Below are 14,441 nucleotides of genomic sequence, written 5' to 3'. Positions count from 1 at the left end.
GATGGCAAAATCTGCCGACGCTTTTCGCACAATCTCTGAAGTCGCTGATTGGTTGGAACTGCCAACCCATGTCTTGCGATTCTGGGAGAGTAAATTCAGTCAGGTCAAACCGGTCAAACGGGCCGGTGGCAGACGCTATTACCGCCCCAACGATATGCTATTGTTGGCCGGCATCAAACATTTGCTGCATGTCGATGGTATGACAATCAAGGCGGTTCAGCAAAAACTGCGCAGCGAGGGTGCTCAGGCAGTAGCGGCTTTCTCGCCGCCTCTTGAGGGCAGTGATCCCAGTACCTTGATGGATGATTTCCCGCCAGATGCAACTCCGGCAGACGAGCAAGTGAGCGAGACTAAAGCCGCGGAACCCGTGGAAGCGATCCCTGCTGAGGATACCACGATTGATGCGCCTGATGTGGTCCCCGAGGCCCCTGTTGTTATAGATGCCGCAGAAGAAGAGTATGCCCCCCGCTCACCCGATGTGGTGGTTCCCTTTTCTGAAACTCCGGCGGCGCCCCCTGCCGCAGACCTTGAGGCAGAGGCAGCAGCACCGAGTGACTCAAATGATCAAGACGCACCCCCCGAGCCGGAACCTGCTCCGACCCTTGACTCTGAGCCACAGATCGCTGCCGCACCAGAGGTCGCCGTCGAACCAAAAGACGTCGAACCAGAAGACGTTGAAACCGTAGATCCGGCCCCTGCTCCGCCCGTGGCAGATGCGCCAACATCTGATGATTTGAGTGAAGAACCGCTGGTCGCGGCCCAAGACACACCAGCGGACCCCGAGCCACCTCAACCTGCCCTGCCAGAAACCCCTGAAGTAGCAGCAAGCGCAGAAGTACCTGCGCCAGCACCTCAAACCGAGGAACCAGCAGCACCAGAACCTGTCTTTGACGCAACACCAAGCGAACCCGCCGTGCCGGAAACGCCTTTGGACACAGCCGCGCAAAACACCTCCCCCCCTGCTCAGGAACAACCGACCCAACGCCCTGCACAAATCGACACGCCAGCCGATCCCGCTGACTTTGCGATTCAGACAGGCACCGGGGCCTACACAACGCTTGTGCAGGCCGCTGATATCGCGCCGGAACAAATCGCCCGGTTGGTCCCGCTCTATACGCGGTTGACCAGGCTGACCGAACGCCTCGAGATTAGCGATTAAGCCTTTGCCTAAAAACCTGCTTGCCCCGCGCTGGCAAATCAGTATGACTGCGCATCAGTTCGGGCTATGGCGCAGCCTGGTAGCGCGTCCGTCTGGGGGACGGAAGGTCGCAGGTTCGAGTCCTGCTAGCCCGACCATTCAAAACAGCCCGTCGGAACCTTCCGGCGGGCGTTTTTGCACCATTTGAGGGAGCGTCGGCTAATGGGTGTACTGCCAAGCCAGATGTTGGAAGACATGATTGCCGCAGGCCAACTGACGGCAGATCCGGCCATTATTCCCGAACAAATTCAGCCCGCTAGCCTAGATTTACGCCTTGGGACTGTGGCCTACCGCGTGCGTGCCTCTTTCCTTGCGGGCGCTGATGCACGGGTTACAGATCGCTTGGCTGAATTCGAAATGCACCGGATCGATCTTACCAATGGGGCCGTCTTGGAAAAAGGCGCCGTCTACGTGGTGCCCCTTATGGAAAAGCTTGATCTGCCAAAGGGTGTGCAAGCTGTGGCCAACGCCAAGTCGTCAACTGGGCGGCTGGACCTGCTAACCCGAACAATCACCGATGGCGGCACAGAATTTGACCGCATTCCCGAAGGCTATAGCGGCCCCCTTTATGCCGAGATTTGCCCCCGCTCTTTCAGCGTTCTGGTCCGTCCGGGCATGCGCCTGAACCAGATCCGGTTCCGCAAAGGCCAATCGATCTTGTCCGACATGGAATTGACCGATCTGCATGCCTCTGAAACCCTCGTCTCCGGTCAGGCCCACATTGACCAAGGCCTTGGCTTTTCCGTGGATCTGCGCCCGGAACAGGGCGATTTGGTTGGATTTCGTGCCAAACCCCATACAGGCGTCATCGACCTTGATAACATCGCCTTTTACGAACCGTCAGAATACTGGGAACCGATCCATACCCGCGAGGGCCGTATCATTCTGGATCCCGGCGCGTTCTACATCTTGGTCAGCCAAGAAGCCGTGACCATCCCCCCCGATTGCGCCGCAGAAATGGCCCCCTATTTGGCCATGGTCGGTGAGTTTCGCGTGCATTACGCGGGCTTTTTTGACCCCGGATTTGGCCATAATTCCGCAGGTGGCGCTGGATCCCGCGGTGTCTTGGAAGTCCGCTGTCACGAGGCCCCATTCGTTCTGGAACATGGCCAAATCGTGGGCCGATTGGTCTATGAAAAAATGGCTGCAGTGCCCAGCCAACTTTACGGCGCTGATTTAAAATCCAACTATCAAGGCCAAGGCCTGAAACTGTCCAAACACTTCAAGGCCTTGTGAGGACTTTGGGTTTCTTTAGTCCTTAATTACCCAAAATCCCTTAAGCCTAAAATTTACCCATCCGCCGGCCTAACTTGGCTGCCTGACGGGCTTTTTTGTTCATTTGACGTACTTGGCGGCGCTGTTTGCGCTCTTCCGGTGTCAGATCTTGGTTGTTTTTGCCGCCCCCCGACATCCGGTTCGCACCGGCATTGATGCCCTTGTTGACGGCTTTGCGCATAAAGCGGCGCAAGATCATATTGATTAGTCGTTCCATGCTTTACTCCTCAAAGAGTTCGCTTTGATCGATATCTTCCTCGTCGTCGTCCTCGTCACCAGGCCCATCAAGACCACCTGCCCCCGGCGGCAAACGGTTTTCCAACAGCCCCGCTGCCCGCAATTCTTTAAGCCCGGGCAGGTCGCGAGCCGTTTCTAGGCCGAAATGATCAAGAAATTCTTGCGTCACCACAAAAGTCACTGGCCGTCCCGGCGTCATACGCCGACGGCCAAAGCGGATCCATTCCATTTCGATCAATTGATCCACTGTGCCACGACTGACAGACACACCGCGAATTTCCTCGATTTCGGCCCGCGTCACAGGCTGGTGGTAGGCAATGATCGCCAAGGTCTCAACTGCCGCGCGCGACAGTTTGCGGGTCTCGACGGTTTCCTTTTGCATCAAGAAACCCAAATCCCCTGCCGTGCGAAACGCATAGGCGTCCCCCACTTTAATCAGATGCACACCACGCCCTTCGTAGCGTTTGCGCAAATAGACTAAGGCCTCAGCGGGATCCGAACCATGGGGCATGCGCGCGGTCAGCTCGCGCAGGCTAACGGCCTCAGCCGAGGCAAATAGGATCGCTTCGACCATGCGTTCTTGTTCCCCCATGGGCGGGGCTTCAAACAGCGATTGTTCTTCGTTTTGGGCAAGGTCAGTGTCGTCGCTCATCCGTCAGACTTTCTGCGTATTTGAATAGGGGCAAATGTATCGCCTTGCCGGATCTCAACCTGCCCTGCCTTGGCCAATTCCAAAGACGCAGCAAAAGTAGCCGCCGTGGCCGAACGCCGCTTGGCCGGATCCAATTCCCAGCCTTCGGGCAAATAGCTGGTCAAATCGGTCCAGTCACCTGCAAATCCGATGAGCCCCCGCATCCGGTCTAGCGCCTGTTCCATGGTCAGGATCGCCTCGCGGTCCATAACAAAGGGGCGAAACTCATCTTTGGTGCGGATCCGCGCATAGCCTTGCATCAAGTCGATCAAAGTGGCGGTATATTTGACAGTCCGCACACGGCTGACGTTTTCTGGGATCCCACGAGCAAAGAAATCCCGCCCCAACTGATCCCGCGCCATCAGTTTGGCACTGGCATCGCGCATTGCTTGCAACCGCTCCAACTGGAACGCCAGATGCGCTGCCAAATCCTCGCCAGAGGGGCCTTCATCCGCTGGATCGGGTGGCAGCAACAGACGTGATTTCAGGAATGCCAGCCACGCCGCCATCACCAGATAATCCGCGGCCAATTCGATCCGTAACTCTTTGGCCTTGTCGACAAAAGCCAGATATTGCTCGGCCAATTGCAAAACCGATATCTTGCGAAGATCCACTTTCTGGGTGCGCGACAGGGTCAGCAACAGATCCAGCGGCCCCTCATAGCCGTCCACATCCACGATCAGCGCCTCAGCGGCCACCCGTTCGGCGATCTGGTCGGAAGAGGCTTCAGAAAGGGTGGGTTGATCCATGTGCAGCAGGCCTATGCATTGACGTTCATCAGCGCGTCAAATTCGGCAATTGCGGCCTCTATGTCAATGCCGTCGGGGGCGTGGCGCTGGTCGAGGGCCGCTTGGGCCCGCCGGGCGGCATCCGCACCCAAAGTGCCAGTGGCCTGTGCCACGTCCAGCATTTCGTCCATATCGCCGTTGCAATGCAAAATCACGTCACACCCGGCCTGCATCGACGCCGTGCAGCGGCTGGCAATCGAGCCGTCCAAAGCTTGCATGGAAATATCGTCGGTCATCACCAGACCATCATATCCCATATCCGTACGGATCAGCGACATCATCAGTTCAGAGGTTGTGGCGGGGGCCTCGTCAAAGGCAGAAAACACGATATGGGCCGTCATCGCCATGGGCAAATCTATCAGGGCTTTGAACGGGGCAAAATCCGTATCCCACAGCGTCTCGCGTGAGGCCGTGACACGGGGCAACTCAAAGTGACTGTCGGCCACAGCGCGCCCGTGACCGGGCAAGTGTTTGAGTACGGGCAAAACACCCCCTGCCAGCAATCCATTGGCCACCGCCCGTGCGGCCCCAACAACTGTGACAACATCCGCGCCATAGCACCGGTTTTTCAAAAACTCATGGGTTTGCGGCATGGCGATATCGGCCATGGGCGCGCAGTTTGCATCAATGCCAACGCGGCGCAATTCATCTGCAATCACACGGTACCGCAGAAACATCGAACGCGCTGCAGACAAAGGCCCCGCCTGATCCATCTGATCGAGCGGTGGCTGCCATTGGATCCAATGAGGCGGCACAAGGCGTTGCACGCGCCCCCCCTCTTGATCGATCAAAATCGGGGCATCGCGCCCAACTGTTTCGCGCAAACTGGCCGTCAGCGCAGCCAGTTGTGTCGGATCCACGATGTTACGACCAAAAAGGATAAAGCCCCAAGGATCCGCTTCGCGAAAAAATGCGGCCTCGCCTTTGCTTAGAACCGGTCCGCTACAGCCCAGAATATAGGCGCCAGCGGCCATCCTAGCGGGTCACAACAGGAATACAGGCGGCGTTTTCTGCCACCAATGCGCTGCAAAAGCGGCGCGCGTCCGACAGATCCTGAAAACCCATAGCGCGCAAGCGGTAGAAGGTACGACCACCACTGGTGGCCTTTTGGACCACACGGGATTTATCATCCAGATAGCCGCTGAATTTTGTGCCAATTCGTTGCCATTCCTCGCGCGCAATATCTGCCGTTTCATAGGCGCCAAGCTGCACCAAGCGCGTGCCAGCAGGCAGGCTGGCGGCGTCAACCTCGCCACTGGTGATCACGGATGTCACCGCAGCCCCCACATCAAGGGCACTGGCGCTTGGAACCGGTTGAGACGGCTCGGCGACTGCCGCAGGTTTAAACGAGGCTGGACGCAGTTGCGGCCGCAAAGATTTGGCCAAACCGAACTTAGGCTTGTCAGCCGCTTGGGGCGCAAGCGAGGCTACAACTTCACCCTCCTCAGCGGCAGGTTCGGCTGTGGTCAAAGGCACGATGCCATTTGCAATCTGGTCGACCAATGCCAATAATTCAGCCGGGGTTGGCGGTTTGGTCGCTTCGCCTGTTTCGGATGCTTGGATCGCAGCGGTAAGCACGCTTTCGGCCACAGGGGTCACTTCGCCCGCCTCTGCATCTGATGAAGCCGCTTCGACCAAAGCCGCCAAAACCGCCGCTGGATCATTTTCGCTGATATCTACCGGTTCGGGGGCCAAAACCAAGCGATCCGGCGCGTCTTGTGCTGTACCCACAGCGGCCACATCATTGACCGCAAGGCCCTGATGGGCTGCTGGTTTGCCGCCAACGTCCTCTGGGTTGGGTTGCACCCGCATCGGACCATCTATGGCCTGCACGACAGGCACGCCCGAGACATCGCGCATCACAATCTGGCCACCCCAGACAACAACACCGACCATCAAAGCCAGCGAGGTCACTGCCCCGGCCCATGTCACAAGTTTCGATTGGATATCGGAAAAGCCTGCGGAACTTGGATCCGCAGACGTCTGACCGCCATAGGTAAAATCTGCCATATTCGCCTCACTGCCAGCGGACCTTTTGGCCTCTGTTCTGGCTTATACTACTCGGTTCGCAGGCAGCGTGGCTGTTTATCAGCGCATTTCTTCTGCCGGGACTACGCCTAGAATACCAAGACCGGCTGAAATAACAACGGAAACCGCACGAATTAAGGCGATTTTCGACTGACTGGCGGCTTCTTGCCCGTCATGGAGGAACCGCAAGGAATGATCTTCGTTGCCTTTGTTCCAAAGCGCATGCAATTCCGACGCCAATTCATACAGGTAAAAGGCGATCCGGTGTGGTTCGTTGTTGCGCGCCGCAATCTCGACCAGCCGCGGCCATTCCGCCAGTTTCTGAGCGACTTTGATCTCGCTGTCGTGGGTCATTTGGGCAAGATCCGCGCCTGCCAAAGCGTCCTGCGACAGATCAAATCCAGCCTCAGCCCCCTTGCGCAGCACCGATGCCACACGGGCGTGGGCGTATTGCACATAGAAGACAGGATTGTCTTTGGATTGCTCCATTACCTTGTCAAAATCAAAATCGAGCGGCGCGTCGTTCTTGCGCGTCAGCATCACAAAACGGGTCACATCCGGGCCCACTTGCTCAACCAGATCGGCCAAAGTGATAAAGGTTCCCGCCCGTTTGGACATCTTGAATTCAGCACCGTCTTTGAACAGTTTGACCAGTTGCGTCAGCTTGATATCCAGCGGCACCTCGCCATCCGACAGAGCCGAGACAGCCGCCTTCATCCGTTTGACATAGCCGCCATGATCCGCGCCAAATACATCAATTAGAAGGTCGAAGCCTCTGGAAACCTTATCAAAATGATAGGCGATATCTGGCGCAAAATAGGTCCATGCCCCGTCAGATTTCTGAATGGGCCGGTCCACGTCATCGCCGTGAGCGGTCGAGCGGAACAGCATTTGCTCGCGCGCTTCCCAATCCTCAGGCAGCTTGCCCTTTGGCGGCTCAAGCGTGCCGCGATAGATCAGATCTTTGCCCTTGAGGTCCTCAATCGCCGCTTCGATCTGGCCCGTTCCGTAAAGCGATTTTTCGGAATAAAACACATCCATCTCGACGCCCAGCATGGCCAAATCCTGCCGGATCAGATGCATCATGGCATCCGTGGAAAACTCACGCAGCTCATCCAGCCACTCGGCTTCGGGCTTGCCCACTAAAGCATCGCCATATTGTGCAGCCAGTGCTTTCCCCACAGGGATCAGATAATCACCGGGGTACGTGCCATCCTCGAACGCCACTTCTTGGCCATTGGCCTCGAGATACCGCAGATAGACGGACCGGGCCAAAACATCGACCTGCGCACCACCATCGTTGATGTAATACTCGCGCGTCACATCAAAGCCCGCATAGTCCAGCAGGCTGGCCAAAGCATCGCCAAACACAGCGCCCCGCGTGTGGCCCACGTGCAACGGCCCGGTAGGGTTTGCGCTGACATATTCCACGTTCACTCGCTTGCCCTGCCCCATATCAGAGCGGCCATAGGTTTCATTCGTCAGAACAGTTTTGACAACGCCCTGCCAAATCACCGGATCCAGCCGCAGGTTCAAAAAGCCCGGACCGGCCACTTCGGCAATCGTGATCCGTGCATCGGCCTGCAACAACCCAGCCAAGGCATCGGCAATATCGCGCGGCTTCATTTTGGCGGGCTTGGCCAACACCATGGCCGCATTGGTCGCCATATCACCATGGGCTGCATCGCGCGGGGGTTCGACCGCCACATTGGCGAAATCAAGCCCCGAAGGCAGCGTGCCTTGGGCCTGCATGGTTTCCAAAGTTTCGATCACTAGGGCGCGAATATCGGCAAAAAGGTTCATTGGGCCTGTCCTGTCTGGGATTGGCAGGGGTGTATCAGGAATAAAAGTGGGGTCAACTTATCCCAGCAGCCGTTCATGTTCCTGCAAGGCAAATCGGTCAGTCATGCCTGCGATATAATCGGCCACAATACGGGCCAAAGCAGTTTCATCCGCGACCTCAGCCACATCCTTGCGCCACTGCTTGGGCAGCAATTCAGGTTGTTGCATAAACAGCGGAAACAGCTCGTGCACCACATTGGTGACGGTTTTTCGCATCTCGATCACCTCGGGTGCGCGGTACATGCGATCAAACAGGAACTGGCGGATCACTTTGAGGTCCTCAAAGACCGGCTGACTGAACATGGCCATACAATGATCTGCATCGCGTATATCTTGGGCCGATTGCGGATCAAGCGCCACCAATTTAGCCTGTGCAAAGGCCATGACATCCTCGACCAAGACCCCAAAGAACCTGCGCAAGGCCTCGTGACGCCGCCGGTAATAATTCAAACCGGGGTACAGTACATCAACCCGATCAAAACAGGCATCCAGCAGCGGCAATTCGGCCAGCTCGTCCGTTGAAAACAGCTCGGCCCGCAACCCATCATGCAAATCGTGATTGTTGTAGGCGATGTCATCGGCAATGGCTGCAACTTGCGCCTCGGCGCTGGCGTAGGTGTTCAATTCCAGATCATGCACTGTGTTATAGTCGGCCAATGCATAGGGCAGATCGCCGGTAACCGGCCCATTGTGCTTGGCCAGCCCCTCGAGGGTTTCCCATGTCAAGTTCAGCCCATCAAAATCCGCATAATGCCGTTCAAGCCGTGTCACGATCCGCACCGCTTGGGCGTTATGATCAAACCCGCCATAAGGCGCCATAAGGACGTGCATCGCATCCTCGCCCGTGTGACCAAAAGGCGTATGCCCCAGATCATGGGCCAATGCGACGGCCTCGGTCAGTTCTTGGTTTAGCCCTAATGTGCCTGCAATCGTCCGTGCCACTTGAGCCACTTCGATAGAATGGGTCAGACGGGTGCGATAATAATCACCCTCATGTTCGATAAAAACCTGCGTTTTGTGTTTGAGGCGGCGAAACGCGCTGGAATGAATAATCCGGTCGCGATCCCGCTGGAAACAGGACCGGAACTGGCTTTCTTCCTCAGCCACCAAACGTCCACGACTGGCCTCATGCCGAGACGCATAGGGCACTTGCGGACCCGAATGGGCGTAGGTTGTCATAACTGCCTCGCACTGCCTTTTGTCTATGCAGTCCGCGCCCTGCCCGCGCGACCTGCCATGCCTGTGATGCCTTGGGTCTAGGCCAAATTCGCCCGCAAAAAAAGGGGCCACAGGATTTGGCGCATAACTGGTGGAATTCCTGACCTTTAAAAGTTAACAAACTGCGCCATAGTTACCCCAACAATTTAGTTAACGAACGGACAAGACAGCCATGAAATATGATGCCACGCGTTTTTCAACCGAATTCCGTCTCAACACAGTCACCACCAGCAACCAATACGGCGTTGAGTTGGCTGAACTGGCCGGTGGCGGCTTTGTTGCTGTCTGGACCAGCCAAGGCCACAGCGTCGCAGGACGCTCTATTGTAGGCCAAATTTTCGACGATAACGGCGTGGCCCAAGGCGATGAATTTATAATCCAGGGCGAAGACAGCGAACAGTTTCAATTCCCAACTGTTGCAGGCCTTGCAGACGGCGGGTTTTCGGTTTTTTGGGCCTCAAGTTCTGCCATCCAAGGCCGGCGTTACGATGCAAATGGGGTCGAATTGCCAACACTGGTGCGCCAGTCTGGCACCGATGGCGACATAGATAACCCGAACATCCTTATCTACACCTCTGATGTCATGGGAAGTGGTGGGATCAGTGGGCGCTACCTTGATGATCTGGACATCATCGGCACCTCGGATGGCGGCTATACCATCGGCGGGCATTTCTACACTGGGTCCAACCGCCTCAACGACATTGGCTACTATCATTATGACGCCGATCATCCCACAGGCGAGTGGTTTGGCGTGGGGCAATTTGTGCAACCCAATGGCACCAATATCGCGGCCAACCAAGGCATTCGTGATTTGAACCAAGATCAACTGGCCATGGCGAGCCTCAGCAACGGCACCATGGTCAGCGTGTGGCGCAACGACAGTATCGGCGACGCACAGATTTACGCGCGGATCGTCGACAGCGACAGCGCGCGCACCCCGACCACAATCACAAATGCTTTTCAGGTCAACACATCCCTTGCGGGCGATCCAACCGACCCAGAAGTCACGGCCCTTAAGGGCGGCGGATTTGTCGTGACATGGCACGTGCTCAACGACACAAACCTCGATTTTGTGGATGTCAAATCCCAGCTCTTTAGCGCCTCTGGACAGGCTGTCGGACCAGAAGTGACCGTCAACACCATCACAGCCTCCAGCCAAGCCTTTGCCAAAGTCGCAGCGCTGGCCGATGGGGGCTACGTGGTGACATGGCAGTCTTTTGAGGTGTTTGGGAACTCTTGGGGCGTCTATGCCCGCCGCTTTGACAGCCAAGGCGAGCCACTGGACACCAATTTCTTTGGCGGTCAGTTCAAAGTCGACAGCTACGCCAATCGCTCGCAAACCGGGCCAGATGTGGCAGCCACTCAAGACGGCGGATTTACCATTGCGTGGACCTCAGAAATTCAAGACGGCAGCGGCACAGGCATTTTTGGCCAACGCTATCTGGCGGAATTTCACGGCAGCCGGTTGGCCGACACCTTGGTTGATACTGGATCAGACCGGCTTTTTGGGCACAACGGCGATGATGTCATCAGCGGCCTTTCAGGCAGTGATTTTATCGAAGGCGGAATTGGCAAGGACCTCATCCGCGGCGGCTCGGGCCGCGACGAGATCTATGGCGGCGTGGGCGCAGACACGCTGATCGGTGGCAAAGGCCGTGACAAGATTTCCGGCGGCTCTGGCGACGATGTGATTGATGGCGGCAAGGGCTTTGACAAACTCAAGGGCGGCGCAGGGGCAGATCAATTCCTGTTCAGTGACGGCGGCGATCTGATCCGCGATTTTGGCGTGGCCGAGGATTCGATCGTCGCAAACAGCGCGGATGTCACAGCTGCATTTGATAGCGGTGACACGATACTGACCAATACGGCCTCAGGGTTTTCGCTGGTGCTGGAAAATCTAACAGTGGATGTGGATCAACTGATCTTTGTCTAGCGCCATGCGCCCTGCCCCTTGTGAGATCGGGACGGGGTTTCTATGTTAGAGGCACGCATCACAAGGACAGACATCCCAATGCTGACATTGCCCCCCAAAGTCACCAGCCGCGCCTTCGAGCGTTTGGCCGAGATTGGCGCCTCTACCCAAGGCAAGGCCCTACGCGTGGCCGTCGAAGGCGGCGGTTGTTCCGGGTTTCAGTACCAAATAGAACTGGCCGAGGTGGCAGAGGATGATCTGGTGCTAGAGGAAAACGGCGAAAAGGTTGTGATCGACAGCGTATCTTTGCCGTTCCTGACCGATGCAGTTATTGATTTCACTGAGGAACTAATCGGCGCCCGTTTTGTCATCGAAAACCCAAACGCCACCAGCAGCTGCGGCTGCGGGACGTCGTTTTCAATGTAGTACCCCCCTTAGGGTTGGCTGTTCAGGATCAGCGGTTGGTCAATCAAGGACGGACCACGGGAAGACATTTCCGGTTGTCCACAGCTTGCTAGAAACGAGCCCAAACTCAAAATCAATACCAGTCGCATGAAAAAATTCCTTCTGAAAATTCCCTTCCACTAACGTAAAGGTAAAAGGCGAATTGGGCCGGAATATGGCAACAGTCCGTTTCCACCAAAGAAACAACTTAAGCGTGACTATTTTGCAAATAGCGCCTGTGTCGCGGGATCAATCTGCATGGCAGCAACACTTTTGATGCTGCGATCACGCTTCCAACTGTTGGATAAATTGGCACAGTGCAGGAAGCGGCTGTTGCTGGATTTCACCAATCCATTGAACATATATCGCCGGATCCCATGCACATCCCACGTGCCACGCGCGGCCCAGCGATTGGGGATCAGACAGTATTTCTCTTTGCACGTGGCCTCTGGATCTTTGCGATAGATATGATCGGCATGGTTGGGAATGCGCCCCTCAACGGCGCCAGCGTATCGCCAAAATCCTGGGATCGTGATGTAGCCAAGTTTCGAGGCGGCGGCCTCGTCAAACACCGTGCCCGATTGCGAGACGATTAATTCGTCAACATCATGCCACAACACGCCCGCAGCTTGGGCCAAAAACCGGTCCTTGACCAAATTCAGGAAGGAGGACTGGAAGAACTTGGTCAGATGCTTCAGTTTACCCGTGTTAGAGCCGCCATAGCGAAACGGGGCTGGCACCACACCAATAGACTCAAGACCGTCGATATTAGACAGGCACTTGTGCAACGCCTCGGGCGTATAGGCCGTGGATCCATTGTCAATGAACAAGATCGCGTCGACCCCTTGATGCTTGATATGAAAGCGCACCCACGCCTCGATCCAATCCAAAGGATTGTCTTTGGACCGCGTGACCATGACCCGCCTGTCGGCAAAATCCGGCAAGTTGCTGTTCACACTCAGGCCTACGGAAATTTCAGAGCCCTCGATCTGTAGGCGACTGATGGGGCCTGCCACTTTGATCCAAACCTCATCACACCGACGTAGCAAACGGATGCGGGGTCTGCCCAGTTTTTTGCCATCACCGGTCAGGGTCGCACCGCGCAAAATAGACTTGAAATTCAGCAGCTTAGGACAATGCAAAACCACACTGGACCGCGACGGCACATAGACCACATCGTAAAACAAGGTGTTGAAATCATACCGATTTTCAAATCCCTTGGGCTGGCTGTCTTTGCCAACCATGATGCGGCGTTTGGGGCCAGTCTCAGGATCAAACTGAAACGATGACAGCGAATAGATCATGGATTAGCCCACCAAGCTCAGGTCATGCCATCAGCGGCATCGGCATTGCCATAGCAAAGCTGCGGCTCAGACAAAAGGTGCCTAAACGGGTTTCGTGGCCTCTGGGGCTGCGTCAGCGTCGGCTGCCTCTTCGCTTTCGTCTGCGTCCTTAACAGGCTCTTCGTCTTGAGTTTCCGCAGGCGCCGGAAGGGCCAAAGCCTCATCCGCCAATTGCTCCGGCAAATCCAAAGACAACCGCCCCGAGGTGAAATCAACCGTCAGACTTGGCTTGACCGGCTGATCCGCAATCAATTCGTTCAGTTCCGCCATCACCCGTTCAAAACTCTCGCGCTGGGTCTCTGTCTTGACAGTCGGAGTGTCTTTTTTCCCAAAAATAAATCGCAGCATGTGGCCCCCATTGAGTAATTTCCATGCAGTGCTACTAGGTTTGCCCGAAAGTTACGCGGGGAAAATTGACGCAGCATTGGCAGGACGCGAATGTCTTTGCGGCGGTTGTAAAATTTAGGCAAACGGGTCACAAACACAGCACTCAAAAGACAGGCTGAGGCAAGGGGACGGCGTTTATGAAAATCGCAACATTCAACATCAACGGGATCAAAGCCCGGATCAACGCCCTGCCCGAATGGTTGGACGAGGCGCAGCCGGATGTTGTGGTGCTGCAAGAGATCAAATCAGTCGATGACGCCTTTCCGCGCGAGATTTTCGAGGATCGCGGTTATAACGTCGAAACCCATGGGCAAAAGTCGTTTAATGGCGTGGCGATCCTGTCGAAACTCCCCCTAGAGGATGTGCGACGCGGCCTGCCCGGTGATGACAGCGACGAACAAGCCCGCTGGATCGAGGCCACAGTGGTCGGCAAAACTGCCGTGCGCATTTGTGGGCTGTATTTGCCCAATGGCAACCCTGTCGAGTTGGACGATGCAGGCCAGCCCGTCGAGGGCGGAAAGTTTGCCTATAAACTGGCGTGGATGGACCGCTTGCACGCCCGCGCCGCCGAACTTTTGGAACTTGAGGAACCTGCCCTAATGGCCGGAGATTACAACATTATTCCCCAAGAAGAAGACTGCAAGCGTCCCAAGGGCTGGTGGGGGGACGCGCTCTATCGCCCAGAAAGTCTGGCCGCCTTCCGCCGTGTCCTGAACCTTGGCTATACAGACGCCTTCCGCATGCGCAACCAAGCCCCCGAACAGTATAGCTTCTGGGATTATCAGGCGGGCGCGTGGAACAAAAACGACGGCATTCGGATCGACCACTTCCTCCTGACCCCGGACTGCGCAGATCTACTGCTAGACTGCCAAATCGACGCCCACGTCCGAGGCCGCGACAAACCCTCTGATCATGTGCCTGTTTGGGTAGAGCTAGACGCTTAAGGTCCGCTTGGCGGACAAACCGGACCTGTGCAGATGCGGCTATTGCTGACGCAGCATTTGCTCGCCCTGCGGCGATGAACCCATGGGATTGTGGCATTGTTCACCGAAGCAGCCATTCAAATGAGGCAATTGTG

Annotated in this window: 14 protein-coding genes and 1 tRNA gene; 6 read left to right on the top strand and 9 right to left on the bottom strand. The window is 56.2% G+C overall.

Annotation, left to right across the window (positions count from 1 at the left end; genetic code table 11):
* Position 1 precedes the first annotated feature (1 nt).
* The 3 genes from ACIRQ6_RS06560 to ACIRQ6_RS06550 all read left to right on the top strand — a co-directional run bounded on the left by ACIRQ6_RS06560 (position 2) and on the right by ACIRQ6_RS06550 (position 2,434).
* Entirely contained in the window at positions 2 to 1,159 is a 1,158-nt protein-coding gene (locus tag ACIRQ6_RS06560; RefSeq protein WP_420863333.1) for a MerR family transcriptional regulator, read from the top strand.
* Between the two features lie 60 nt (positions 1,160 to 1,219).
* Positions 1,220 to 1,296, top strand: a tRNA-Pro gene (locus tag ACIRQ6_RS06555).
* A gap of 64 nt (positions 1,297 to 1,360) precedes the next feature.
* Entirely contained in the window at positions 1,361 to 2,434 is a 1,074-nt protein-coding gene (locus tag ACIRQ6_RS06550) for a 2'-deoxycytidine 5'-triphosphate deaminase (RefSeq protein ID WP_420863332.1), read from the top strand.
* Between the two features lie 46 nt (positions 2,435 to 2,480).
* On the opposite strand, the gene ACIRQ6_RS06545 is transcribed toward ACIRQ6_RS06550, so the two are convergent.
* From ACIRQ6_RS06545 to ACIRQ6_RS06515, 7 genes are all read right to left on the bottom strand, one after another.
* On the bottom strand, positions 2,481 to 2,690 hold the full coding sequence (locus ACIRQ6_RS06545) for a hypothetical protein (protein ID WP_420863331.1): 210 nt from the start codon (positions 2,688 to 2,690) through the stop codon (positions 2,481 to 2,483).
* A gap of 3 nt (positions 2,691 to 2,693) precedes the next feature.
* The gene (scpB, locus tag ACIRQ6_RS06540; RefSeq protein WP_420863330.1) at positions 2,694 to 3,362 is read right to left on the bottom strand and encodes an SMC-Scp complex subunit ScpB; all 669 of its coding nucleotides are present in this window, start codon (positions 3,360 to 3,362) and stop codon (positions 2,694 to 2,696) included.
* Positions 3,359 to 4,150: a segregation and condensation protein A gene (locus ACIRQ6_RS06535; protein WP_420863329.1), complete on the bottom strand. Its 792-nt coding sequence runs from the start codon at positions 4,148 to 4,150 to the stop codon at positions 3,359 to 3,361. Before ACIRQ6_RS06535 ends, scpB begins: the two co-directional genes overlap by 4 nt.
* An 11-nt stretch (positions 4,151 to 4,161) precedes the next feature.
* Positions 4,162 to 5,163, bottom strand: coding sequence for a glycoside hydrolase family 3 N-terminal domain-containing protein (locus ACIRQ6_RS06530; RefSeq protein WP_420863328.1), 1,002 nt, complete (start codon positions 5,161 to 5,163; stop codon positions 4,162 to 4,164).
* A 1-nt stretch (position 5,164) separates the two neighbouring features.
* The gene (locus ACIRQ6_RS06525; protein WP_420863327.1) at positions 5,165 to 6,199 is read right to left on the bottom strand and encodes an SPOR domain-containing protein; all 1,035 of its coding nucleotides are present in this window, start codon (positions 6,197 to 6,199) and stop codon (positions 5,165 to 5,167) included.
* Positions 6,200 to 6,277: 78 nt separating this feature from the next.
* Complete coding sequence (gene argS, locus ACIRQ6_RS06520; protein ID WP_420863326.1) at positions 6,278 to 8,020, bottom strand: arginine--tRNA ligase; 1,743 nt, start codon at positions 8,018 to 8,020, stop codon at positions 6,278 to 6,280.
* Between the two features lie 57 nt (positions 8,021 to 8,077).
* Entirely contained in the window at positions 8,078 to 9,238 is a 1,161-nt protein-coding gene (locus ACIRQ6_RS06515) for a deoxyguanosinetriphosphate triphosphohydrolase (RefSeq protein ID WP_420863325.1), read from the bottom strand.
* Positions 9,239 to 9,449: 211 nt separating this feature from the next.
* On the opposite strand from ACIRQ6_RS06515, the gene ACIRQ6_RS06510 reads away from it, so the two are divergent.
* Positions 9,450 to 11,210: a calcium-binding protein gene (locus tag ACIRQ6_RS06510; protein WP_420863324.1), complete on the top strand. Its 1,761-nt coding sequence runs from the start codon at positions 9,450 to 9,452 to the stop codon at positions 11,208 to 11,210.
* A gap of 78 nt (positions 11,211 to 11,288) precedes the next feature.
* Positions 11,289 to 11,615, top strand: a complete 327-nt coding sequence (locus ACIRQ6_RS06505) for a HesB/IscA family protein (protein WP_420863323.1) — start codon at positions 11,289 to 11,291, stop codon at positions 11,613 to 11,615.
* Between the two features lie 236 nt (positions 11,616 to 11,851).
* Here the strand turns inward: ACIRQ6_RS06505 and ACIRQ6_RS06500 are convergent, their stop codons facing one another.
* Positions 11,852 to 12,937, bottom strand: coding sequence for a hypothetical protein (locus tag ACIRQ6_RS06500; RefSeq protein ID WP_420863322.1), 1,086 nt, complete (start codon positions 12,935 to 12,937; stop codon positions 11,852 to 11,854).
* An 81-nt stretch (positions 12,938 to 13,018) separates the two neighbouring features.
* On the bottom strand, positions 13,019 to 13,324 hold the full coding sequence (locus tag ACIRQ6_RS06495; protein WP_420863321.1) for a hypothetical protein: 306 nt from the start codon (positions 13,322 to 13,324) through the stop codon (positions 13,019 to 13,021).
* Between the two features lie 176 nt (positions 13,325 to 13,500).
* Here ACIRQ6_RS06495 and xth point away from each other — a divergent pair, with 176 nt between their 5' ends.
* Positions 13,501 to 14,307 carry an exodeoxyribonuclease III gene (gene xth, locus ACIRQ6_RS06490; RefSeq protein WP_420863320.1) on the top strand — a complete coding sequence of 269 codons (807 nt, stop codon included), beginning with the start codon at positions 13,501 to 13,503 and terminating at the stop codon, positions 14,305 to 14,307.
* The last annotated feature ends 134 nt before the right edge of the window (positions 14,308 to 14,441 follow it).

Origin of the sequence: Algirhabdus cladophorae, from assembly GCF_044772865.1 — a bacterium.
GTDB classification, from domain to species: domain Bacteria; phylum Pseudomonadota; class Alphaproteobacteria; order Rhodobacterales; family Rhodobacteraceae; genus Algirhabdus; species Algirhabdus cladophorae.
The sequence above is the reverse complement of the archived record's forward strand: the minus strand, read 5'-3'. Positions and strand labels throughout refer to the sequence as shown.